Origin of the sequence: Polaribacter sp. 11A2H (assembly GCF_011379025.1) — a bacterium.
GTDB lineage: Bacteria > Bacteroidota > Bacteroidia > Flavobacteriales > Flavobacteriaceae > Polaribacter.
On the sequence record NZ_WTLD01000001.1, the window covers coordinates 115,052 to 138,292 of the forward strand.

The 23,241-nt window shown below is 30.7% G+C and carries 20 protein-coding genes; 7 read left to right on the top strand and 13 right to left on the bottom strand.

The window, feature by feature from the left end:
• The first annotated feature begins 21 nt into the window (after positions 1-21).
• Both GQS58_RS00520 and ftsY read left to right on the top strand, forming a co-directional pair.
• On the top strand, positions 22-174 hold the full coding sequence (locus tag GQS58_RS00520) for a DUF4295 domain-containing protein (protein ID WP_105020018.1): 153 nt from the start codon (positions 22-24) through the stop codon (positions 172-174).
• 307 nt (positions 175-481) lie between these two features.
• Positions 482-1,456, top strand: coding sequence for a signal recognition particle-docking protein FtsY (gene ftsY / locus GQS58_RS00525; RefSeq protein WP_166381810.1), 975 nt, complete (start codon positions 482-484; stop codon positions 1,454-1,456).
• A 212-nt stretch (positions 1,457-1,668) separates the two neighbouring features.
• Here the strand turns inward: ftsY and cysK are convergent, their stop codons facing one another.
• From cysK to GQS58_RS00560, 7 genes are all read right to left on the bottom strand, one after another.
• Complete coding sequence (gene cysK / locus GQS58_RS00530; protein WP_166381812.1) at positions 1,669-2,583, bottom strand: cysteine synthase A; 915 nt, start codon at positions 2,581-2,583, stop codon at positions 1,669-1,671.
• A gap of 343 nt (positions 2,584-2,926) precedes the next feature.
• Complete coding sequence (locus GQS58_RS00535; RefSeq protein WP_166381814.1) at positions 2,927-5,128, bottom strand: M1 family metallopeptidase; 2,202 nt, start codon at positions 5,126-5,128, stop codon at positions 2,927-2,929.
• Positions 5,129-5,261: 133 nt separating this feature from the next.
• Positions 5,262-7,391: a M1 family metallopeptidase gene (locus GQS58_RS00540; protein WP_166381815.1), complete on the bottom strand. Its 2,130-nt coding sequence runs from the start codon at positions 7,389-7,391 to the stop codon at positions 5,262-5,264.
• Positions 7,392-7,452: 61 nt separating this feature from the next.
• Positions 7,453-7,950 (bottom strand): DUF6702 family protein, encoded by a 498-nt coding sequence (locus tag GQS58_RS00545; protein ID WP_240914538.1) that lies wholly within the window; start codon positions 7,948-7,950, stop codon positions 7,453-7,455.
• 29 nt (positions 7,951-7,979) lie between these two features.
• Positions 7,980-8,774: a hypothetical protein gene (locus GQS58_RS00550; protein ID WP_166381817.1), complete on the bottom strand. Its 795-nt coding sequence runs from the start codon at positions 8,772-8,774 to the stop codon at positions 7,980-7,982.
• 11 nt (positions 8,775-8,785) lie between these two features.
• Positions 8,786-9,598: a hypothetical protein gene (locus GQS58_RS00555; protein ID WP_166381819.1), complete on the bottom strand. Its 813-nt coding sequence runs from the start codon at positions 9,596-9,598 to the stop codon at positions 8,786-8,788.
• Between the two features lie 9 nt (positions 9,599-9,607).
• Positions 9,608-10,390, bottom strand: coding sequence for a carboxypeptidase-like regulatory domain-containing protein (locus GQS58_RS00560; protein WP_166381821.1), 783 nt, complete (start codon positions 10,388-10,390; stop codon positions 9,608-9,610).
• A 93-nt stretch (positions 10,391-10,483) separates the two neighbouring features.
• Here GQS58_RS00560 and pepE point away from each other — a divergent pair, with 93 nt between their 5' ends.
• Entirely contained in the window at positions 10,484-11,185 is a 702-nt protein-coding gene (pepE, locus tag GQS58_RS00565) for a dipeptidase PepE (protein WP_166381823.1), read from the top strand.
• Between the two features lie 185 nt (positions 11,186-11,370).
• On the opposite strand, the gene ribB is transcribed toward pepE, so the two are convergent.
• The 6 genes from ribB to tpx form a co-directional block, all read right to left on the bottom strand.
• The gene (gene ribB / locus GQS58_RS00570) at positions 11,371-12,516 is read right to left on the bottom strand and encodes a 3,4-dihydroxy-2-butanone-4-phosphate synthase (RefSeq protein ID WP_166381825.1); all 1,146 of its coding nucleotides are present in this window, start codon (positions 12,514-12,516) and stop codon (positions 11,371-11,373) included.
• A 5-nt stretch (positions 12,517-12,521) separates the two neighbouring features.
• Positions 12,522-13,985: an LptF/LptG family permease gene (locus tag GQS58_RS00575; protein WP_166381827.1), complete on the bottom strand. Its 1,464-nt coding sequence runs from the start codon at positions 13,983-13,985 to the stop codon at positions 12,522-12,524.
• Between the two features lie 62 nt (positions 13,986-14,047).
• Positions 14,048-14,704, bottom strand: coding sequence for a LolA family protein (locus tag GQS58_RS00580; RefSeq protein WP_166381829.1), 657 nt, complete (start codon positions 14,702-14,704; stop codon positions 14,048-14,050).
• Between the two features lie 37 nt (positions 14,705-14,741).
• Positions 14,742-17,186, bottom strand: a complete 2,445-nt coding sequence (locus GQS58_RS00585) for a DNA translocase FtsK (RefSeq protein WP_166381831.1) — start codon at positions 17,184-17,186, stop codon at positions 14,742-14,744.
• A 42-nt stretch (positions 17,187-17,228) separates the two neighbouring features.
• Entirely contained in the window at positions 17,229-17,609 is a 381-nt protein-coding gene (locus GQS58_RS00590) for a diacylglycerol kinase family protein (RefSeq protein WP_166381833.1), read from the bottom strand.
• A gap of 3 nt (positions 17,610-17,612) precedes the next feature.
• Positions 17,613-18,110, bottom strand: coding sequence for a thiol peroxidase (tpx, locus tag GQS58_RS00595; RefSeq protein WP_166381835.1), 498 nt, complete (start codon positions 18,108-18,110; stop codon positions 17,613-17,615).
• Between the two features lie 170 nt (positions 18,111-18,280).
• Between tpx and GQS58_RS00600 the strand changes: the two genes are divergently transcribed.
• From GQS58_RS00600 to GQS58_RS00615, 4 genes are all read left to right on the top strand, one after another.
• Positions 18,281-18,850 carry a fasciclin domain-containing protein gene (locus GQS58_RS00600; RefSeq protein WP_166381837.1) on the top strand — a complete coding sequence of 190 codons (570 nt, stop codon included), beginning with the start codon at positions 18,281-18,283 and terminating at the stop codon, positions 18,848-18,850.
• 132 nt (positions 18,851-18,982) lie between these two features.
• Positions 18,983-20,359: an MATE family efflux transporter gene (locus GQS58_RS00605; RefSeq protein WP_317168359.1), complete on the top strand. Its 1,377-nt coding sequence runs from the start codon at positions 18,983-18,985 to the stop codon at positions 20,357-20,359.
• A 96-nt stretch (positions 20,360-20,455) separates the two neighbouring features.
• Positions 20,456-20,680, top strand: coding sequence for a hypothetical protein (locus GQS58_RS00610; protein ID WP_166381839.1), 225 nt, complete (start codon positions 20,456-20,458; stop codon positions 20,678-20,680).
• Positions 20,681-21,019: 339 nt separating this feature from the next.
• Positions 21,020-23,170, top strand: a complete 2,151-nt coding sequence (locus tag GQS58_RS00615) for a S46 family peptidase (protein WP_166381841.1) — start codon at positions 21,020-21,022, stop codon at positions 23,168-23,170.
• The last annotated feature ends 71 nt before the right edge of the window (positions 23,171-23,241 follow it).

A 23,241-nucleotide genomic window follows, 5' to 3' on the forward strand; every position in this document is an offset into this window, starting at 1 on the left:
ATAGATTAAAAAACTTAGACAATGGCAAAAAAAACAGTAGCATCGTTACAAACATCTTCAAAGAGATTAAGTAAAGCTATCAAAATGGTAAAATCTCCAAAATCTGGTGCTTACACTTTTGTAGAATCAATTATGGAACCAGAAAAAGTAGATGCTTTTTTAGCAAAAAAGTAATATTTACTACATATATTATATAAAACTACTTTCTTATTTAGGAAGTAGTTTTTTTACGTCTTATAATTCCGTATTTTTGGGCGTTACCTAAAAAGGTCGCGCTTTACATTATATCTTTTCTTAGACTCTTATGGTCAAGAAAATTTTGTACTTTTAATAATTAAATTTAAAAAGTAACTTAGTTACTTTTTAAAAGAAAAGGATGCCATTTCTATCGCTAACGCAGGCACTTTTAGTGACAATTTGACCAAACCCAACTAATGGCACGTTTTTTAACGTATAGCTATTATAGTATAATAAGATAAAGATGAGTTTTTTTAAAAAAATATTTTCAAAAGAAAAAAAAGAAACCTTAGACAAGGGATTAGAAAAATCTAAAGAAAGTTTCTTTGGTAAATTAACAAAAGCAGTTGCTGGTAAATCTAAAGTAGATGATGCTGTTTTAGATAATTTAGAAGAAATTTTAGTTGCTTCTGATGTTGGTGTAGATACCACCCTTAAAATTATTAATAGAATAGAAGACAGAGTTGCTAAAGACAAGTATGTTGGTACAGACGAGTTAAATAGAATTCTGCGCGAAGAAATTGCAGGTTTACTTTCTGAAACCAATGTTGGTAACGAAACCGAATTTGTAATTCCGGAAATTCCTAGAGATAAAAATGGTAATAAAATGCCTTATGTCTTAATGGTTGTTGGTGTAAATGGAGTTGGTAAAACTACTACTATTGGTAAGTTAGCAGCGCAATTTAAAAAACAAGGATTAAAAGTTGTTTTAGGGGCTGCAGATACTTTTAGAGCGGCAGCTATAGATCAATTACAAGTTTGGGCAGACAGAACAGGTGTACCAATTGTTCGTCAAGAAATGGGATCAGACCCTGCTTCTGTAGCTTTTGATACTTTAAAATCGGCTGTTAATCAAGATGCAGATGTTGTAATTATTGATACTGCAGGTCGTTTACACAATAAGATAAACTTAATGAATGAGTTGACAAAGATAAAACGTGTAATGCAAAAAGTGGTAGACAATTCACCTCACGATGTGTTATTAGTTTTAGATGGTTCTACTGGTCAGAATGCTTTTGAACAAGCAAAACAATTTACGTTGGCAACAGAAGTTACTTCTTTAGCGGTTACTAAATTAGATGGTACGGCAAAAGGAGGAGTTGTTATTGGTATATCAGATCAATTTAAAATACCTGTAAAATATATTGGAGTAGGAGAGGCTATAGATGATTTACAAGTGTTTAATAAACACGAATTTGTAGATTCATTCTTCAAATAAAAAGGGTGTTGCTTAAAAGTATGTAACTTTTTCATACTGAACTTATTTTTGCTACTGAATGTCCTTAGACAAGCTCAGGAAGATATTTAGGTTTTCAATTGTTTTAACTATATAATAAAATTGGTTTAAGAATTTGAATTCAATTAAGATTGACAAAAAAGAAGCCTCACAAATTGTGAGGCTTTTTCTATGATTATACTTTTTGTAATTTATTATTCCGTTAAAAGACCTTCTACAGAAAGATAACGTTCTCCGGTATCATAATTCATGGTTAAAATCACCTCTTCACCTTTTAAGGTTGCTAACTGTTTTCTAACGGCAGCTAACGAGGCTCCTGTAGAAATACCTACTAAAATTCCTTCTGTTTTTGCAATGTTTCTAACTTCTTCAAAAGCTTCTTCATTGGTTATTTTAACAGCGCCATCAATTATGTCTTTATTGAATGTTTCAGGAAAGAATCCTGGTCCAATTCCTTGTAATTTATGAGGTCCTGGTTCTCCTCCAGAAATAATAGATGACCCACTAGGTTCTACTGCCAATACTTTTATTTTTGGAAATTTTTCTTTTAAAACTTCTGCCATACCCGTAATGTGTCCACCAGTTCCAACACCAGTAATTAAATAATCTAAACCTTCCGGAAAATCATTAACCACTTCTTGAGCAGTTGTTTCATGGTGTATTTTTGGGTTTGCTGGGTTTGTAAATTGAGAAGGCATCCATGCATTTTTATTTTCAGCAACCATTTCTTTAGCCTTAGCTATGGTACCTCCTAAACCTAATTCCTTTGGAGTAAGCACAAGGTTTGCTCCGTAAGCTTTCATTAAAGCACGTCTTTCTACAGACATAGACTCAGGCATTACCAAGGTAAGTTTTAAGTTTTTTACAGCAGCAACCATTGCCAATCCAACACCAGTGTTACCAGAGGTTGGTTCTATAATTTCTGTATCTTTTTTAATTAGGTTTTTGTTTTCAGCATCTTCAATCATTGCCAATGCAATTCTATCCTTAATACTTCCACCCGGATTTGCTTTTTCTAGTTTCATCCAAACATTTGCATTTGGGAATAATTTCGCCAATCGCACAACGGGTGTGTTACCGATACCTTCTAATATATTATTAATTTTCATAAGAACTTTATATTTAGTTTGTATTGTTATTTATAAGAGTACTAAGTTATAAAATTCAGTTAAAATAGCCTTAGAATAAATCCTAATTTAATGCTAAAAATAGCTTAACTAGCTTAAAAATTAGATGAAATAATACTTTTAAATTGTTTGAAAATTAGTTGTTTTTAAGTACCCAAAACGTGTTTAGGTGAAGCCTATTCTTAGAGGTAAAGTGTAATAATTATAAATATTTACTCTTAGATGTAGTTAAGATATTTGAGTTTAAAGAGTAACTATAATTGTATTACGATCAAAAAAAAAGCCTCACAAATGTGAGGCTTTTAGAGTAATATAAAACAATAAATTATTGATTTACTTTATTTTTAAATTTATCAAACTCATTGGTTTCTTTCTTAGGCCAGTTATTGTTAGAAGGATCTACATCTGCCGTTTCAAAATCTGGATCTATTGTTATGCTTATTATTTCTTGTGTTGATGAAAAAACTCTTTTAACACTAGTATCACTTTTCATCCAAATTTGTGCAGGGAATGTTTGTTTTTCAGTGGTGCCATCTGCATAGGTTAAGCCTACTATAATTGGCATTACTAATCCTCCTGGTTTTTCAAACTCTACAGCATACATATAAGAAGGTACTTCTTTTCCTTTTGCGTATGCATCCATCGCTTTAGCATTGGCATCTTCTTTTTTGTCTGTAATGTAGACTAAGTCTCCTAAACCGTCAAAATATTGCTTGTATTGTTCTTTTAACTTGGCAACTCTTTCGTTTGGTTTGTCTGTTAAGTATAAAGGTTTTACTTCCTTAATACCTATATCTGTTACATCTGTAGTGTAAAACCAACCTCTCCAAAACCAATCTAAATCCATTGCAGAAGCATCTTCCATTGTTCTAAAGAAATCAGAAGGTGTTGGGTGTTTAAACATCCATCTTTGCGAATAGGTTCTAAAAGCATGATCAAATAATTCTGGTCCCATTATAGTTGTACGTAATATGTATAATGCCGCTGCAGGTTTTGTATATGCGTTAGGTCCAAATTGTTTTACGTAATCTCCTTGAGACATAATAGGTGAGATGTTGCTTTGGTCTCCGCCCATATATCTTGTAATTTCTTTAGCAGGGTTTTTTGAAAATAAGTCATAATCATAAGAAAATTCTGCTAATATTTCTACAAAAGAGTTTAAACCTTCATCCATCCAAGTCCATTGTCTTTCATCCGAATTTACAATCATCGGAAAAAAGTTATGTCCTACTTCATGAATAATTACGCCTAACATACCTTTTTTAGTTCTGTCAGAATACGTTCCATCTGCCTCCGGACGACCAAAGTTGAAACAAATCATAGGGTATTCCATTCCTTGTCTTTCTGAGTGTACAGAAATTGCTTTAGAATAAGGATAATCGAATGTTAGTTTAGAGTATTCAATTAAAGTATGAGCAACTGCTCTTGTAGAATGTTCTTCCCATAAAGGGTTTCCTTCTTTAGGGTACAAAGAAACGGCCATAACTGTTTTACCATTTATGTTGGTAGCCATTGCATCCCAAATATATTTTCTAGAAGAAGCAAAAGCAAAATCTCTTACTTTTTCAGCTTTAAATGTCCAAGTTTTTGTATTGGTAGCGCGTCCTTTTTCTGCAGCTTCAGCTTCGGCTTGCGTAACAATCATTACTGGGTTATCAAAAGTTTTTCTTGCTTGTTCCCAACGATTACGTTGTGTCTTCGTTAAGACATTTTTTTCGTTTTGTAAATCTCCTGTCGCATCTACAATATGATCTGCAGGTACTGTTATGTTAACTTCATAGTCACCAAATTCTAAAGCAAATTCACTACGACCCCAGAACTGCATATTTTGCCATCCTTCTACATTATTATATACTGCTAACCTTGGAAAAAATTGTGCAATTGTATAGTTGTTGTTTCCGTCAGGAAAAGTTTCTAAACCAGAACGACCACCATCTTTATTAATGTCGTTAATTTTGTAATTCCATTTGATACTAAATTTAAAAGTATCTCCAGAAGCTAATGGTTTTGGTAAATTAATACGCATCATGGTTCTGTTGATAAAGTGAGATAAAGGTTTACCTGCACTTTCTACTTTTTCAATATTAAAACCAAAACCTTTCCCTTCTTTCATAAAGTCTTTTTGGAAATTTTCTGGAGTTATAAAAGGAGTTGCAGCGTTAGATTTAGCTAAAGGAGTTTTAGAATCATCTGCTCTCATGTTTTGATCTAATTGTACCCATAAATACTCTAATTGATCTTTAGAGTTATTATGATACGTAATTGTCTCGTCTCCATGAATTTTGTTAGCACTTTCGTCTAAACGAATGTCCATTACATAATCAACTTTTTGTTGCGTATATTGACTTCCTGGTGCTCCAGAAGCTGCATGTTGATCATTAGGTGTTGCCAAAACGTCTTTTAGTTGTCTAAATTTGTTTTGGTCTGTGTGCCCTTGTAGGGTTTTACTTTCTTCTTTTTTTTCTTGAGCAAAAGTACCTGCTGCAATAAAAAAGAAAGAAAATACGAATAAAGTAAATTTTTTCATTTGAGTTATTTGAATTTAAAGTGAGCTAAACTAAGGATATAGTTGGGAATCTGTTAAAAAAAGTTAAAACTTTAACAAATTTTTATAAAAAAAAGCGATATGTTGTTATATCGCTTTAATTATTGGGTTTTTGTTAACCTTTTATTTTACTTTTAAATTTATCGAAATTATTATTAGTTTCTTTTGGCCAGCTATTGTTGCTAGTATCTACATCTGCTGTTTCTAAATCTGGATCTATAGTAATTTTAGTAACCTCTTTAGTTGAAGAAAAAACCTTTGTAATTTCTTGATCATTAAGTCTCCAAATTTGTGCTGGATATACTTTTCTATCCGTTGTATCATCTTTATAAGTAAATTCTACAATAATAGGCATTACTAATCCGCCTGGTTTGTTGTAAGTAATTTCATAATGAAATTTAGATTTTTTGTTTTTATCAGCACCAAAACCTAGTCCTTTAGTAGTGTCTTCAATAAAATCTACATTTTCTCCATTTGCTTTTGTATAGTATTTTTTCACCTCTTTTATACCAATATCGGTAACATCTGTAGTGTAAAACCAACCTCTCCAAAACCAGTCTAAATCTACTCCAGAAGCATCTTCCATAGTTCTAAAGAAATCTGCAGGTGTTGGGTGCTTAAACATCCATCTTTGAGAATATGTTTTAAAAGCATGATCAAATAATTCATGACCCATTATGGTTTCTCTTAAAATCCATAAAGCAGTTGCAGGTTTACCGTAGGCATTGTTTCCAAATTCATAAACATTGTCTCCTTTAGACATAATTGGTGCAATTTTAGATTGATCTCCAGCCATATATTTTACTATATTTTTCGGATATCCTCTTACCACAGGGAAATCTTTGTCGTATGCTAATTCTGCTAACATTTCCATATAAGAATTTAAACCTTCATCCATCCAAGTCCATTGTCTTTCATCAGAATTTACAATCATCGGAAAAAAGTTATGTCCAACTTCATGTATGGTTACTTTTACCATTCTGTATTTTACTCTATCAGAATAACCGCCATCTGCTAAATCTGGTCTTCCTGGGTTGAAACAAATTTGTGGATATTCCATTCCCATTTGTCCGTCTACAGAAATTGCTTTGTGATACGGATAATCGAATGTGTATTCAGAATATGTTTTTAAAGTTTGTGCAACTGCTTTTGTAGAATGGTCACCATACAAAGGGTTTGCTTCTTTAGAATATAAAGAATGTGCCATTACTGTTTTGCCGTTAATATTTACTGCCATTGCATCCCAAATAAATTTTCTAGAACTAGCAAAAGCATAATCTCGTACGTTTTTGGCAACAAATTTCCAAGTCTTTGTTTCTTTAGATTTGCTTTTTTCTATTTTAGTAGCTTCTTTTTGAGTACGAATTACAACAGGCTTGTCAAAGGTTTTTTTAGCTTTAGCGTATCTTTCTAATTCTGTTTTTGTAAAAACATCATTTTCGTTTTGCAAAACACCTGTTGCACCTAACATATGATCTTTAGGCGTGGTAATGTTTACAGTAAAATCTCCAAATTCTAAAGCAAATTCACTTCTTCCCCAAAACTGACCATTTTGCCAACCTTCTACATTATCATACACGCACAATCTTGGATAAAATTGAGCAATTACATAATTGTTATTGTCGTTTTCTGTAAAATGTTCAAAACCAGATCTACCGCCTTGAGTTCTGTGATTATTGATGTTATACCACCAATCTATTTTAAATGAAAAAGTCTCTCCAGAAGCCAAAGGTTTTGCTAAATTAATACGCATCATTGTTTGGTTAATGGTATGCAATAATTTGCTGCCATCAGTATTTGTTACACTGGTAATTTTAAAACCACCATCAAAGGGAGCTGAATTATACGTACTTTCAAATGTACTTTTAGTAATGCTTTTTGAGATTTTATTAGGCTGAATATCTGGAGACTTAGAATCTTTAGCTCTTACATTTTGATCTAATTGAACCCATAAATACGCCAATTCATCTTTAGAGTTATTATGATACGTAATAGTCTCGTTACCTATTATTTTTTCATTTTTATCATCTAAAACAATATTCATTACATAATCTACCTTTTGCTGCGTGTAGTTTATGCCAGGAGCACCAGAAGCCGTTCTTTGACTATTTGGGGTGGCTAATTCATCTTTAAGTTGTTTAAACTTGTTCTGGTTGGTATGACCTTGTTTTGTGATTTTTTCTTGGGAGAATGTAGCTGTCCCAATAAAAAAAATGCTCAATAAGAGCAATGTGATTTTTTTCATTTGTACCTGAGTTTAATTAGCCTACAAATTAAGGATTAGTAGGGGGAAAAGTTAAAAAGAGTTAAAATTTTAACAAACCTTTATCATTTTTAGCATTTAACAGAATACTCTTGTGCTTTTTGCCAACTTTAGATTTAATTAAATTTTCTTGTTCTGGAAAGTGATTTGTTAATATTTTATTGATAATTTCTATAGTGTTAAGCTCTTTTATATCTTCAATTTCTAGATAAAAATAAACCAAATCACCATCATATTCTTTACCTATGTAATTAAAAGATTTAGGAGTACCATCAACTTTTAAATGTAGTTTTTTGTTTAAATATTTTATAAAATAAACATCGTTATCCTTTAATTCTTTCTTTGTTGTTAGTTGTAAATCAATGTTGTAATCTTTGTTTATGGCGAATTCAATATCATCCATAAAAACATTAATTGTTATTTGTACAGTTTGCAATTCACTTCTATATTCAATTTGAGTAAGGCTCAAATAGTACTTATGAGTAGAGAAGGAGAGAAGTGGTATTATTAGTAAAAGTAAAATAGATTTTTTAGTATTCATGCTGGTTTTAAAACAATTATTCTGCCAATTTACTCTTTTTTTATGATTTTTAAATAGGGCAGACTTTCTTTCTGAAAAATTTTGATGAGTTCTAAAACATTACCTTCTTTGTGAAGACGTTCTATACCTAAAGGATTACAGTAGTCTAGAAAATGAAAGTAATTGTCTTTTGGGATTTTTAATTCTTCAAAGAAAAATGGTTCACCAAGTTCTATGAGTATTTTATCTGGAACAGCTTTTTTACGATTCAACTCTTTACGTAATAGTAAATCTTTAAATTTAAAAGTAATTGAAGCGCTGCCGCCGGCACCACCAAATGAATTTGCAACTGTGTTAACAATTGGTGGTTTCATTCTTATGTTAGCATCAATTCTTGTGTCTACTAGTTTAAAATTGACATTAGAAAAATTTAAGGTCTTTTGTAACAAAGAATCTTTTCTATCTGTGGGTACGTCTTTTATATCGACACCTAATCGTCCTATTAAATGATGTTTTTTTAATTCAAATTCATCTAAAACAAACGTATTTGTTCCCAATATAATGGTCATAAATTTATTATTGATAACCTCTTTGCTTATTCTAAGTTTTCTGGTAATGTGCTGCACAGACGAAATTTGTAAAGAATCTCCTTCGGTAGCATAGATTCCAAACATTCCATCATCTGAAGAAAAAGTACCTTTATTTGTTTTTAGGTTGATGATATTTACATTTTTAACAAAGCCCAAAGAGTCTACAACTTTACCGGAAATTAAGGTTTGACTTTCTTGGGATAAAGAGGTGCATGTTACAAAAAATAATAAAAATTGAAGTAGATTTTTTTCCATGCACAGCTGTTTTATTCTTCTTTTATGATTTCTAAATACGGGATACTTTCTTTCTGAAATATTTCTATAAGTTTTAAAACTTTATTTTCGTTATATATTTTATCGAGATCTAAATAATCACAATAATCTAAAAAATGATAATACTTTTCCTTAGGTATTTTTAATTTTTCAAAGAAAAAATCTTCACCAAGTTCAAGTAATATTTTGTTTCCCAATGCTCTTTTACGATCTAACTTAGCATCTAATAATTGTGACTTTTCGAATTTTTTAGAAGAAAAAAGACCTCCAATAAGTCCTGCAGCATTAAGTCCTGAATAAGAATTAGCAACCGTATTTACTACTTTAGATTTTGCCCTATCATTTGCATCAATTCTATGATCTTTCAAGGAGAAGTCTACATTAGAGAAATCCATATTACTTTTTAATAAAGCATATTTTTCTTCAGTAGGTATGTTTTTAACATCTAAAGCCAATTTACCAGTTAAATTATTTCTTTTTAATTCAAACTCATCTAAAACATAGGTATTGGGTTTTAGTATAACAATTAGTGCCTTGTTTGCTGTAATGTTTTTGGTAATCTTTATTTTTTGGGTAATGTGTTGTATAGATGAAATACTTAAAGTATCTCCTGTTGAAACATAGATTTGAAAACGACCAGCATCCGAAGAAAATGTACCTTGATTGGTATTTAGATTGATAATATTTGCATTTTTTACAATGCCAAGAGAATCTAAAATTCTACTCGTTATTAACGTCCCATTATTTTGAGACAAAGAGGGGAGTGTTATAACAAATAAAAAAATAGTAAGTAGTTTTTTTTCCATTCAATAGGGTTATTGGTTTGTTAAATAAAGTTCTTCCTCAACTATTCGTTTAGGAAATAATTTGCTTTCTGTCATTAATAGTTTAATGACATCTAATTTGTTATCTCTCTTAAAAATTCGAATTATATTTTTATCAATACAGTCATTTAAAAACTGATTGATATAGATTTTTTCAATTTTTAAGTCTGTGATAAAAAAGTCATCCGTAAAATAGTCTCTTACCTTTTTAAGTTCCGTGTCTTCTAAAGCCATTTCCTTTAGTTGCTTTTCCCTTTTTGCATTTCCGTTTATAAGATTTATTAAACTTGCTAAATTTATGGCAGCACCAGAGCTAAATTTTAATAATGATTTATCTTCCTTTGTTATGATATTTGCATAGGGTAAATTTAAGGTTTTTGCATTTATAACAATACCATTATTTGGTAGTATTTCTGGATCTTGGTAAAAAATACTTTGTTGTTTTTCTAATACTATTTCTTTTAAAACAACTGTTTTTTCTTCTAACGGAATGTTTAGCTTTTTAGTCGAAATCACTTTGTCTGTAATAACAATATACTTGTCTATATATTTTAAATGAGAATAAAATAAAGTATCACCTACTTGAACAGGTATTTCAAAAAAACCATTGGTATTGGTAATCGTACCACTACTAGTATTCTGGTTAATGATATGAACATCTGGAATAGCCAAACTATCTAAGACAGTTTTACCAGTTAGGTTCGTTCTTTTTTCTTGAGCTTCTAAGGATAGAAAACTTATAAAAAAGGCAAGAAAAGTAATTGCTTTTGACATTAATACAAAGTAAAGAAGTACGTGTCTTAAAATTCTATTAAGAGAATTGTAAACTTGTGTTAAAATGAATAGTTAAATTCTTATTTTTGGATTATGAAAAAAATGATTATCGCAAGTACATCAACAGTGCATGGAAGTAGCTATTTAGAATATTTATTACCTACTTTAAAAACACATTTTAAGGGAGTAAAACAATTACTATTTATTCCGTATGCAAGACCCAGCGGAATTAGTTATGATGATTATACTACAATAGCAAAAAATGCTTTTTCTACTATTAATATTGATGTAAAAGGTATTCATGAATTTGAAAATGCTAAAGAAGCAATTCTGAATGCTGAGGCTATTTTTACAGGTGGAGGAAATACTTTTGAGTTGGTTAATCAATTATACAAAAATGATGTATTATCAACCTTAAAGCAGGTGTTAGATAATGGTACACCATATTTAGGCACAAGTGCCGGAAGTAATATTTGTGGGGTAGATATGAAAAACACCAATGATATGCCAATTGTATATCCGCCTAGTTTTACAACTTTAGGATGTATTCCATTTAATATAAATGCACATTATTTAGATCCTATAGAAGGTTCTACACACATGGGAGAAACAAGAGAAACCCGTATAAAAGAGTTTCATGTTTTTAATAAAACAGCGGTTTTAGGTTTGCGAGAAGGCAGTTGGCTTTCTGTATATGGTAATCAAATTAATTTAGAAGGTACATATACTGCCAGACTTTTTCAGCAAAATAAAGAAGCTTTAGAACTAGAAAGTGGAGTAGAGGTTAAGATTTAATTAACCGCAAAGTTTGCATAGTATTTTACAAAGAACATTGCTATAAATAAGGCTATGTTCTTTGTAAAATAAGACTTTTACTTCTGTTAAAGAAAATAAATAAAATTGGTGTACAAAAACCTTGTGTATTAATTAACGGCAAAGAAATGGTTAAGAATACAAAGAAAAACACCTATTGTAATAACTTAATAGCCTACATAATCTACAATTTCTAACCCATAACCAATAATACCAACACGTTTAGTTTGTTGTGTATTTGTAATTAGCTTTAATTGACGAATGTTTAAATCATGTAAAATCTGAGCTCCAATTCCAAAATCTTTATTATCCATTTTAATAGCAGGAGCTTTAATGTTTCCGTTCTTTTGGTTCTCTTTTAAAACAGCCAATCTACTTAATAAGTTTTGAGATTGGTTTTGTTGATTTACAAATATAATAGCCCCTTTACCTTCGTCATTTATCACCTGAAACATTTGGTCTAGTTTCTTATCGGCATTATTTGTTAAGGTTCCTAAAATATCATTATTTATTAAAGTAGAATTTACTCTAGTTAAGATTGCTTCGTCTTTAGACCAAGAACCTTTTGTTAAAGCAATATGAACTTGGTTATTAGTAGTTTGCTGATATGCTCTTAATCTAAAATCGCCAAATCTAGTTTGTAAATTAAAGTCTTCTTTTATTTCAATTAAAGAATCATGTTCCATTCTGTAAGCAACTAAATCTTCTATAGAAACAATTTTAATATCAAATTTTTTAGCCACCTCTAACAATTCAGGTAAACGTGCCATGCTACCATCTTCGTTCATTATCTCAACAATAACACCTGCTGGTTGTAAACCTGCTAAGCGAGCAAAATCTATAGCTGCTTCTGTATGTCCTGTTCTTCTTAAAACACCACCTTCTTTTGCTATTAATGGAAAAATATGACCTGGTCTTGCTAAATCAAAAGACTTTGTATCTTTATCTACTAATGCTTTTACCGTTAAAGCTCTATCTCCGGCAGAAATACCTGTTGTAACTCCTTTACCACGTAAATCTACAGAAACTGTAAAAGCGGTTTCCATTGGGTCTGTGTTGTTGTTAACCATAACGTGTAAGTCTAGTTCTTTACAACGTTTTTCTGTTAATGGAGCACAAATTAAACCTCTACCATGGGTTGCCATGAAATTAATTAATTCTGGGGTTGCTTTTTCTGCTGCTGCTAAAAAATCACCTTCGTTCTCCCTATTTTCATCATCTACAACAATAATAATTTTACCATTTCTAATATCTTCAATTGCTTCTGCAATTGAATTTAATTGTGTACTTTTTTTAGGGTTCTGGAGTGTCATATTATTTATGCTTCTTTTGTTGGAAATATTTTTTTAAAGAAATTGATAATGGGTTGCGTAATAGCATCCAGATTAAAAATTCCTTTGTCTTTTGTAGCCCTTCTTGTTAAGATAATACCTATTGGAATCATTATAAAAGCAGATGCCCAAGATCCTAAAAAGGAAGTAATAGAACTTTCTTCTGCTAAATTTTTACCAAACGTATTGCTAAAGAAGTAGGTTACGTAAATAGCAATAGCCAATATCATAGGTAAACCAAAACCACCTTTTCTAATAATTGACCCTAATGGTGCACCAATAAAGAAGAGTATTAAACAAGATAATGAAAATGAAATTCTATTATAATACTCTGTGTCGAAAAAGTTTAAGTTTTTTCTTTTAAATTTAATGGATGTTTGGTTGTTTTTTATAGAGCTTAAAGTACGTTCTATTTTTGTAGTAGCAGAGTTTAGAACATTAATTTTAGATTGTAAATCAAAATTTTCTAGAACATCAATATTAATATTTTCTGCCTTTAAAGAATCTGGATATTTGTATAAATCCCTTGCAACCGCAGTGGCATATAGGTTCTTAGATTTTAGTAATAACGCTTCATCATAACTTGCTTTTAAATCGGGTATGGTGTCACCTAATTGATTTAAACTAAGCATCATAAAGTTTTTGGTGTGGTCTGTTTTGTTTAAATCATCATCTCCGGTAACAGAAGAAATATCAATGTTAAACTCATATTCTTTAAAGGTGGCATTAGAAGCCGCCATCTTTTTTCTTTGTAAAACTGTTTTTGCAGATTTTACGTGTTCTTGGTAGTAATAACCATCGTATAAAATAAAAGTCATATATCGACTTCCTTCTTCTGAGATAATCTTACCACTTTCTGCTGTAATTACTTTTTGGTTTCCTTTTCCGGCAGTTAAATCGTAAATTAAAACTTTTTTTAATAAACTTACTTCTTTTCCATCTTTACCTTCTTCATCAAATTTTTCATCAAATTTAATTTGAAAACCAGGAAGGTCACTATTAAAACTACCAGGTACTAATGCTAAAGCAGGTTGTTTCTTTTTAATATTTAAATATAAATTCTTTTGCTTTAAAACGGCATAAGGATATACATTATTTAAAAATAAGAAGTTAATTCCACTAAGAAGCATTGTTAAGAAAACCAAAGGTCTTACCAAACGTTGTAAAGAAATACCTGCAGATTTTGCTGCTGCAAATTCGTAGTTTTCACCTAAAGTACCCAATGCCATTATAGAAGATAAAAGAACTCCAATAGGCAATGCTTGTGGTGTAATAATTAAGGTAGAGTAGTATAAAAATTTTAAGATAAAAGGCAAGCTAATTCCTTTACCTGCAATGTTTTCGAATGTTTGCCATAATACTTGCATCACCAAAACAAAAAGCACGATTAAAAACGTAGCTATAAAAGGAACTAAAAACGTTTTTAGTATGTATCTATCTAAAATTTTCATCTAGGCAAAAGTAGTTTCTTATGATGAAATAAGCTACTAAATATCTGTTAATTGGAAATTTATTAATCTATTGAGAAGTTTAGCTTTTTGTATTTTGCTTCATCAAATGAGAAATGATTACTAGGTAAGGTTTGGTTGCTTTTAAATTCATTAATAGTAAAGGTTGTTTTAGAGCTATTAGAACCTGTTTGAATTAACTTATAAATATGCTTTGTTTTTGCATCAATTGCTAATTCTACCTTTACAATATCAGAAGCGCTATCTATTGGGCTTAAGGTAACTAGTTGAATATTTCTACCGTTTAAATTTTTTAAATCTCCCATTTCAAAATTATAACCTTCTTTGTAAAAAGTTAATAATTTAGAAGGATAAATAAAGCCATCATCACCACTCATGTCTCCATCTGTAATTGTTACTTCTTTCTCGTCATTATTAATTACATACAGTTTTTTTCCGTCAAAAATAAATTGATTCCCTAAGTAGTTAAGGCTATATTTTTCTCCAGATAACGTAATTTTTCCTCTAATTGGTGGTTCGTCACCTTCCATTATACCTGCATCTTCGTTACTTAAGGTTTGACTAAAGCTAATAGACATGTTTTTATAAGCCCCCATTGTGGTAGAAACTTCATCTAAAAGAGCTTTTGCTTTTTCTGCATTTTGAGAAAAAGTGATCGTAGTTAAAAATAAACTTAAAAATAAGATGGTTACTTTTTTCATAATTTTAATTCTTATCATCTCGATAGTAATCGAGAGGCTATTGGTTCTTTTCGTTTTCTAATAATTGCTCTAGTGCTATAAAATCTGGAACTAATACTTGTCTTGCCTTACTTCCTTCAAAACCGCCTACAATACCGGCAGCTTCTAACTGATCTATTAATCTACCAGCTCTATTATAACCTAATTTTAATTTTCTTTGTAATAAAGAAGCAGATCCTTGTTGTGCCGTAACAATAATTTCTGCGGCATCTTTAAAGAGCTTATCTCTATCTGCAATATCTATATCAATACTCGTGCCACTTTCATCATCTACATATTCTGGTAATTGATAGGCTTCTGCATAGGCTTTTTGAGAACCAATAAAATCTGTAATTTTTTCTACTTCTGGCGTATCTACAAAGGCACATTGTATTCTGTTAAGATTGTTTCCTTCGGTATACAATAAATCTCCACGTCCAATTAATTGATCTGCACCACCAGCATCTAGAATGGTTCTAGAGTCAATTTTAGAAGTTACTCTAAACGCAATTCTTGCAGGGAAATTGGCTTTAATAATACCCGTAATTACGTTTACAGAAGGTCTTTGTGTTGCAACAATTAAATGAATACCAATTGCTCTTGCCAACTGTGCTAAACGTGCAATTGGTGTTTCTACTTCTTTACCGGCAGTCATAATTAAATCTGCAAATTCGTCAATAACCAAAACAATATAAGGTAAATATTGATGCCCGTCGTTAGGGTTTAATTTACGTTGTTTAAATTTAACGTTGTATTCTTTAATGTTACGCACCATTGCTGCTTTTAGCAAGTCGTAACGGTTGTCCATTTCTATACAAAGTGAGTTTAAGGTATGCACCACTTTTGTAGTATCTGTAATAATTGCATCTTCTACATCTGGCAGTTTTGCTAAATAATGACGCTCTATTTTATTAAACAACGTAAGTTCTACTTTCTTTGGATCTACCAAAATAAACTTTACTTCTGCAGGATGTTTTTTATATAAAAGAGATGTTAATACAGCATTTAATCCAACCGATTTTCCTTGACCAGTTGCACCAGCCATTAATAAGTGAGGCATTTTAGCTAAATCTACCACAAAAGTTTCGTTAGAAATGGTTTTACCTAATGCAATTGGTAGCTCCATTGTAGATTCTTGAAATTTCTTTGATGAAATTACAGAATGCATAGAAACAATGGTAGATTTTTTATTAGGTACTTCTATACCAATAGTTCCCTTACCAGGAATAGGAGCAATAATTCTAATTCCTAATGCAGATAAAGAAAGTGCAATATCGTCTTCTAAATTTTTAATTTTAGAAATTCTAATTCCTGCTTCGGGCACAATTTCATATAATGTAATTGTAGGTCCAACAGTTGCTTTAATTTCTGCAATACCAATTTTGTAGTTCTTTAAAGTTTCTACAATTCTATCTTTATTTGCTTCTAATTCTTCTGGATCTATAGAAATAGATTCATTGTATTGTTTTAAAAGGTTAAAAGTAGGAAACTTAAAATTCCCTAGTTCTAAGGTAGGATCAAACTCACCAAAGTCTTTTACCAATTGATTGGATAAATTTTCTGTAGAATGTTCTTCATCTCGACCGATGGCTACATCAATCTCAACGTCCATTTCTACTTCCATTTCAATTTCTTTTTCTTCTTCTTTAGGTATTTCTGTTGTTAATACAGGTCCCGATTTTTTATCAACATTTAAAGATATTTCTTCTTTTTTAGAAGGAACATCAGAATATTTAGTAATAGTTGGTTGTTGTTTTTCTAAAGATAATTCTACGACAGATTTTTCTTTTTGATCTGTTTTTAAAGTAACTGTTTCTGTTTCACTTAAAACTAATTCTTGTGCTTTTCTAGCCTCTCTTTCTTCTCTTTTTACTTTTAAGGTTTCTATGTGTTTATCAAAAGAAACTTTATAACGTAAAACTAAATAAGCAATAAAAAAGAAGGTTAAAAGTATTACTAAACCAGTTTTACCAATAAATGCTTGTAAAAATTCATTAATTTCAAAACCAATAACCCCAGATAGTAATGCGTATTTGTTATATGCAAAACCTAACGTTATAGAAATCCATATCATGGCCAAAAGAGACCAGTTCCATGAAATTATTAGTGCAGCGAATTTCTTTTTAAAAAGAATATACCAACCTGTTAAAAGTATCTGAAAAGCTATTATAAAGGCTGCTATTCCAACTCCCTCATAAATAAAAAAGTTACTTAAAGTTGCACCAATTTTACCCAGTAAATTTTTACTTCTAACTGTTTTATCTGCAAATTCTTTAAGTATGCTTTGATCTTCTTGCCAATTAAAGAAAAAAGAAATAAAGGCAATACAAAGAAAAACAGAGAATAAAATTAGGAAAGCCCCTAAAATAGTCTTTGCTTGTCTTGTTTTTAAATAGGCAAAAATACTCGGTTTATTTTCCGAAGAATTTAAGGGTGTTTTTGTACTTGTTCTTCTCTTGGCCATTAATAAATTTTGGTCGTTTTAGCAGTATATATAAAAATTCGCCTAAAATAATAAAGCTATTTTAGGGATGTATATAAAACCTGCAATAATTAATGAAATAAAAGCTGCAAAACTTGGTGCCCCTGCAGCTATATCTTTAATAAAACCTATTTTCTCATGATATTCTGGGTGTATAAAATCTGCCACTTTTTCTATAGCAGTGTTTAAAGCTTCTGCCACTAAAACGAGGCCAATAACTATAAACTGAAACATCCATTCTATATTAGAAAGATTAAAATAAAAACCTAAAATAGTAGCAAGTACCGCAATAAAAAGTTGTGCTTTTATGCTGTCTTCAGTAGTCATTAAAAGCCACATACCTCTTAAAGCAAACTTAAAACTACGAAGTCTTCCTCTTATAAAGCTATCATTAGGATTCTTCATAAATTAAATTGCGTTTAAAGCAGCTGTATAATTAGGTTCGTCAGCAATTTCAGAAACTTGTTCTGTGTAGATAACGTTTCCGTTTTCATCAATAATAACAATAGATCTAGAATGTAAATGTGCCAAAGGACCATCTGCAATTTCTAATTCGTAAGATTTTCCAAAGTTTCCATCAGCAAAATCAGATAACATTACTACATTATCAATCCCTTCTGCACCACAAAAACGAGCTTGTGCAAATGGTAAATCTTTAGAAACACATAAAACAACGGTGTTTTCTAAATCTGCAGCTTTTTTATTAAATTCTCTAACAGAAGTAGCACAAGTACCAGTATCTACACTAGGAAAAATATTTAAAATTACTTTTTTGCCAGAAAAATCTGATAAACTTTTTTGAGATAAATCTACTGCAGTTAGTTTAAAATCAGCTGCTTTAGTACCTGTTTTAGGTAACTTACCTATTGTGTTTATTGCATTTCCTTTTAATGTGATATTTGCCATTTTGGTATGTTTTTAGTATGTTTTTTAGAACTTCAAAAGTAATGATAATTAAATTATTTATGGAAATATTCTGGCGATTCATTTTATTTAAAATTTATTTTAAAACCGTAACTAAAAAAATCTCGTAGATATGTTGAACACAAATTATTATTAATTTTAAATATCAAATTATGAAAACCTTAAATTTTTTTAAAGTAACAGTTTTAATACTTAGTTTAGTAATTAGTCAAAATTTTAGTGCACAAGAAAAAACAAAAATGGTAGGTGGAGCAGAAATGTACCCTTCTAAAAATATTGTAGAAAATGCAGTAAACTCTAAAGACCATACTACGTTAGTTGCAGCCGTAAAAGCAGCAGATTTAGTAGATGTATTAACAAGTGATGGACCTTTTACTGTTTTTGCACCTACAAATAAAGCTTTTGAGATGTTGCCAGAAGGTACCGTAAGCACTTTATTAATGGCAGAAAATAAAACAAAATTACAAACAATTTTAAAGTACCATGTTGTTGCAGGTAAATGGAATGCAAAAGTAATTGTTGCTTTAATTAAAAAAGGAAATGGTAAAGCTGCTATTAAAACAGTAAGCGGAGGTACCATTACTGCTTGGATGAAAGGAAAAAACGTTTATATTTCTGATGAAAACGGAGGGAAAGCTAAAGTTACTATTGCAGATGTAAACCAATCTAACGGAGTTATACATGTTATTGATGCTGTTTTATTACCAAAACCAGCAATGTAATAAACTATAATTATTAGTATTAAAAATCCACTTTGAAAAAGGTGGATTTTTTGTGTTTTTATTTTATAGAATAGCTGCAAATTATTCTAATTACAAGTTGTATTTTTGCAAACCGTAAAAAGAACAATAGACGTGAATATTTCTCAATATACATCAGAATTTAAATACAATTGGAAGCTTGCAGCACCAGTAATGTTAGGTATGCTTGGGCATACATTTGTAAGTTTCGTAGATAATATTATGGTGGGCCAAATGGGAACAGCAGAATTAGCTGCGGTTTCTTTGGGAAACAGTTTTATGTTTATCGCCATGTCTATAGGTATTGGTTTTTCTACAGCGATTACACCTTTAATTGCAGAAGCAGATTCATCCGATAATCTAAAACAAGCAAAAGCAACTTATAAAAGTGGTTTGTTTTTATGTACTACCTTAGGTATTGTCTTATTTGCTGGCGTCTATTTCTCTAAGCCTTTAATGTATTTAATGAAACAACCCAAGGAAGTGGTCGAGTTGGCAATTCCGTATTTAGATTTGGTTGCTTTTTCATTAATTCCTTTGGTTATTTTTCAGGCAATTAAGCAGTTTAGTGATGGGCTGTCTATGACGAAATACCCAATGTATGCGGCGTTAATTGCAAATGTTATAAACATTGTTTTAAACTATTTATTAATTTTCGGAAAATTTGGTTTCCCAGAAATGGGAATTATTGGTGCAGCGTATGGTACGTTAATTTCTAGAGTAATCATGGTTATTTACTTATGGTTATTATTGCGTTATAAAGAAAGATCTGCACAAATAGTAAGAAATATAAAATTCTTTGTTTTAGATGTTCTAACGATAAAAAAAATTGTGAATATTGGTTCTTTAAGTGCTATGCAAATGTTTTTTGAAGTTGCTATTTTTACATCCGCAGTTTGGTTAAGTGGTTTGTTGGGGAAAAACCCACAAGCGGCAAATCAAATAGCATTAAACTTGTCTTCTATGACGTTTATGGTTGCAACGGGTTTAAGCGTTGCTGCTATGATTAGAGTAGGGAACCAAAAAGGATTACAAAATTATAAAGAATTGCGCAGAATTGCTTTTTCTATCTTTTTATTAGGAGTATTGTTAGCGATGTTTTTTGCATTACTTTTCTTTATTTTTCATAAAAGTTTACCAATGATTTATGTAGATTTAAGTGATACTGTAAATTATATAGACAATATGGAAGTGGTTTCTATTGCATCAAAATTATTATTAGCAGCAGCATTTTTTCAAATATCAGATAGTATACAAGTTGTGTTTCTAGGCGCATTGCGTGGTATACAAGATGTTAAAGTACCTACAGTTCTTACTTTTATATCTTATTGGGTTATCGGTTTTCCGGTTTCTTATTACTTAGGGAGCGAAGAAATGTATGGTAGTTTTGGTATTTGGTTAGGTTTACTTGCAGGCTTAACAACAGCTTCTATTTTATTATTTATAAGATTTAATTCGTTAACTTTAAAGTTGATAAAAGAGAAAAAATAAAGGTGTCCTCTCGAGTGCAGACGAGCGGATATTAAAATAAATAAATTAGTTCTCGACTGCGCTCGAACAGACAGCATCTATAATCAATAAAATATTATGACTTTACCTAAATTTTTATTAGCAGATAACAGTAAATTTCCTGAAGATATTTTTGTGTTACATACAGAATTCCCTCGTTTTTTAATCAACTTAAAAGATGATGAAGTAGAGTGGTTTGAAGATTTAACAGGAGAGAGTGAAGAAGATATTGCTACAGAATTAGCTGATTTAATGGATAAAGCAGGTGCTTTTTATGATTCTGAAATGAAGGAATTTGATTAAGACTCATTAACGTGTACGTAAGTTTTATTTTAATAAATACTTAAAAGCAGCAACTAGTCTTCTAAATACAATACTTATTAATAACGCTTAAAAAAAGGAAATCATATTTCTAATTTTTAAGCGTTTTTTTGTGACTAAAAGTAATTATATCTCTCTTTATTTATTCGTTTTGTATTTAAAAAATAAACTTTTTTTCTAATAAATATTAAAAATAATTTCACCAAATAAATTGATGAAAATATTTTTTAGACTTTAAAAAGAGAGAATAATAGCACGTTATCGCATTTAAAAAGATTCTAAATTTTAGTATTTTTATCTTCATATTTAAAACATGATAAAATGAAAAAAATACTGATTACATTTATTGTATTTATAATGTCGCTTCCGTCTGCAATGGCAAACGAAGGGATGTGGTTTTTAATGCATATAGAACGATTAAATCATCGTGATATGCAAAAAATGGGGTTACAGTTAACTTCCGAAGAAATTTATAGTGTTAATAATCAAAGTTTAAAAGATGCTATTGTACAGTTTAACGGAGGTTGTACTGCAAGTATCGTATCGGAAAGCGGATTGGTGTTAACAAACCATCATTGTGGGTACGATGCAATTGCAGAATTATCTACAGCAGAACAAAATCATTTAAAAAATGGTTTCTGGGCAGGTTCTAAAGAAGAAGAATTGAAACCAGAAAGTTTATATGTGCGCTTTTTTGTAAGAATGGATGATATTTCTAAACGTATTTTATCACTTGTAAATGATAAAATGAGTGAAAAAGAACGTGAAGCAATCATTAATAGAGAAATTGCTAAAATTGAAAAAGAAAATAACGAAGGTGGAAAATACACCGTTTCTGTTCGTTCTTTCTATGAAGGTAATGAGTTTTACTACTTTGTGTATGAGGATTATAATGATGTTCGTTTAGTAGGTACACCTCCAGAAAATGTTGGTAAATATGGTGGAGATACAGATAACTGGGAATGGCCAAGACATACAGGAGATTTTTCTTTATTTAGAGTCTATGCAGATGAAAATGGAGAACCAGCAGAATATTCTACGGCCAATGTGCCTTTAAAAGCAAAATATCATTTACCTGTTAATATTGATGGTGTAAAAGAAAATGATTTTGCCATGATTTTAGGATATCCAGGTAGAACAAACCGTTGGATGCCTGCACAAGGAGTAGAACAAAATGTAAAGTTTGCATATCCTGCTTGGGTAGAAGGTTCTAAATTAAGTATGGATGTTATGAAAAAATACATGGATGCAGACGAGTCTGTAAATCTAATGTACGCATCTGCTTACGCTGGTATTGCCAACTATTGGAAAAATAGAGGCGGAATGATTACCGCTTTAACAGAGCATAAAACGGTTGAAAAGAAGAGTAAAGTAGAAGCGAAGTTTGCAAGATGGGCTAAGAAAAAAGACAATAAAGAAGCTTACGGAAAAGTTATTGAGAATATCAATAATTACTATAGTTTAACCAACGAAAAAGCAAAACAAACCAACTACTTATTAGGGATGTTGCGTTCTAGTAAATTTGCTGTTTTACCATACAGAGTTGGTGGTGCTTTAAAGCAATATACAGCTGCAAATGAAGCAGAGCGTGCAAATATGTTACCAAGATTACAAGCGCTTATAGAGAGTTCTTATAAAGACTTTTACTTGCCTTTAGAGGAGGAGGTTTTTGCAAAACAATTAGGTTTGTTAGCATCTAAATCTAATTACTCATTGCCAGAATTGGTTGCAGAAGTAGGAGGAAAGAACGACAATGATTTTTCTGCGTATGTAAAAGCTATTTTTAAGTTGAGTATGTTTACTTCTAAAGAAGGAGTAGAGGCTTATTTACAATACCCAAATGAAGCCATCTTAAATAGTGATCCTTTATTGCAATTGTCTAATCAGTTATTAGATAAGTATAGAGAGAACCCAGAAAGTTTGGTACAAGCAGAAAATGATTTTAAAGCATCTTTTAGATTGTTAGTAAAAGGATTGCGTGAATCTGGATTGAGTAATATTAAATATCCTGATGCAAATTCTACATTAAGATTGTCTTACGGTAAAGTGAGAGCTTTACCAGCCGATAAGAGAAACGATGCCAATGAGAATAATTATACTACTTTTCAGGGGATGATTAAAAAGTACAAACCAAACGATCCTGAGTTTGATTTAGATCAAAGCATGTTAGATATTTACGAAAAGAAAGATTACGGGCGTTACGCAAATGAGCGTGGTCAGTTACCTGTAAACTTTTTAACAGATAACGATATTACTGGAGGTAACTCTGGTTCTCCTGTTGTAAATGGAAAAGGTGAATTAATTGGTTTGGCTTTTGACGGAAACATTGAAGCAATGGCTGGTGATGTTATTTTCGATTCAAACTTACAAAGAACTATTAATGTTGATATTAGATATGTACTTTGGTTGATAGATAAATACTCAAATGCAAAACATATTGTAGATGAGTTGACTATTATTAGTAAAAAATAGTAAAGTCTATTTGTAGATTTTATCTATAAAAAGAGGTTGTCTAAAAAGTGAATTTTTGTCAATCTGAATTT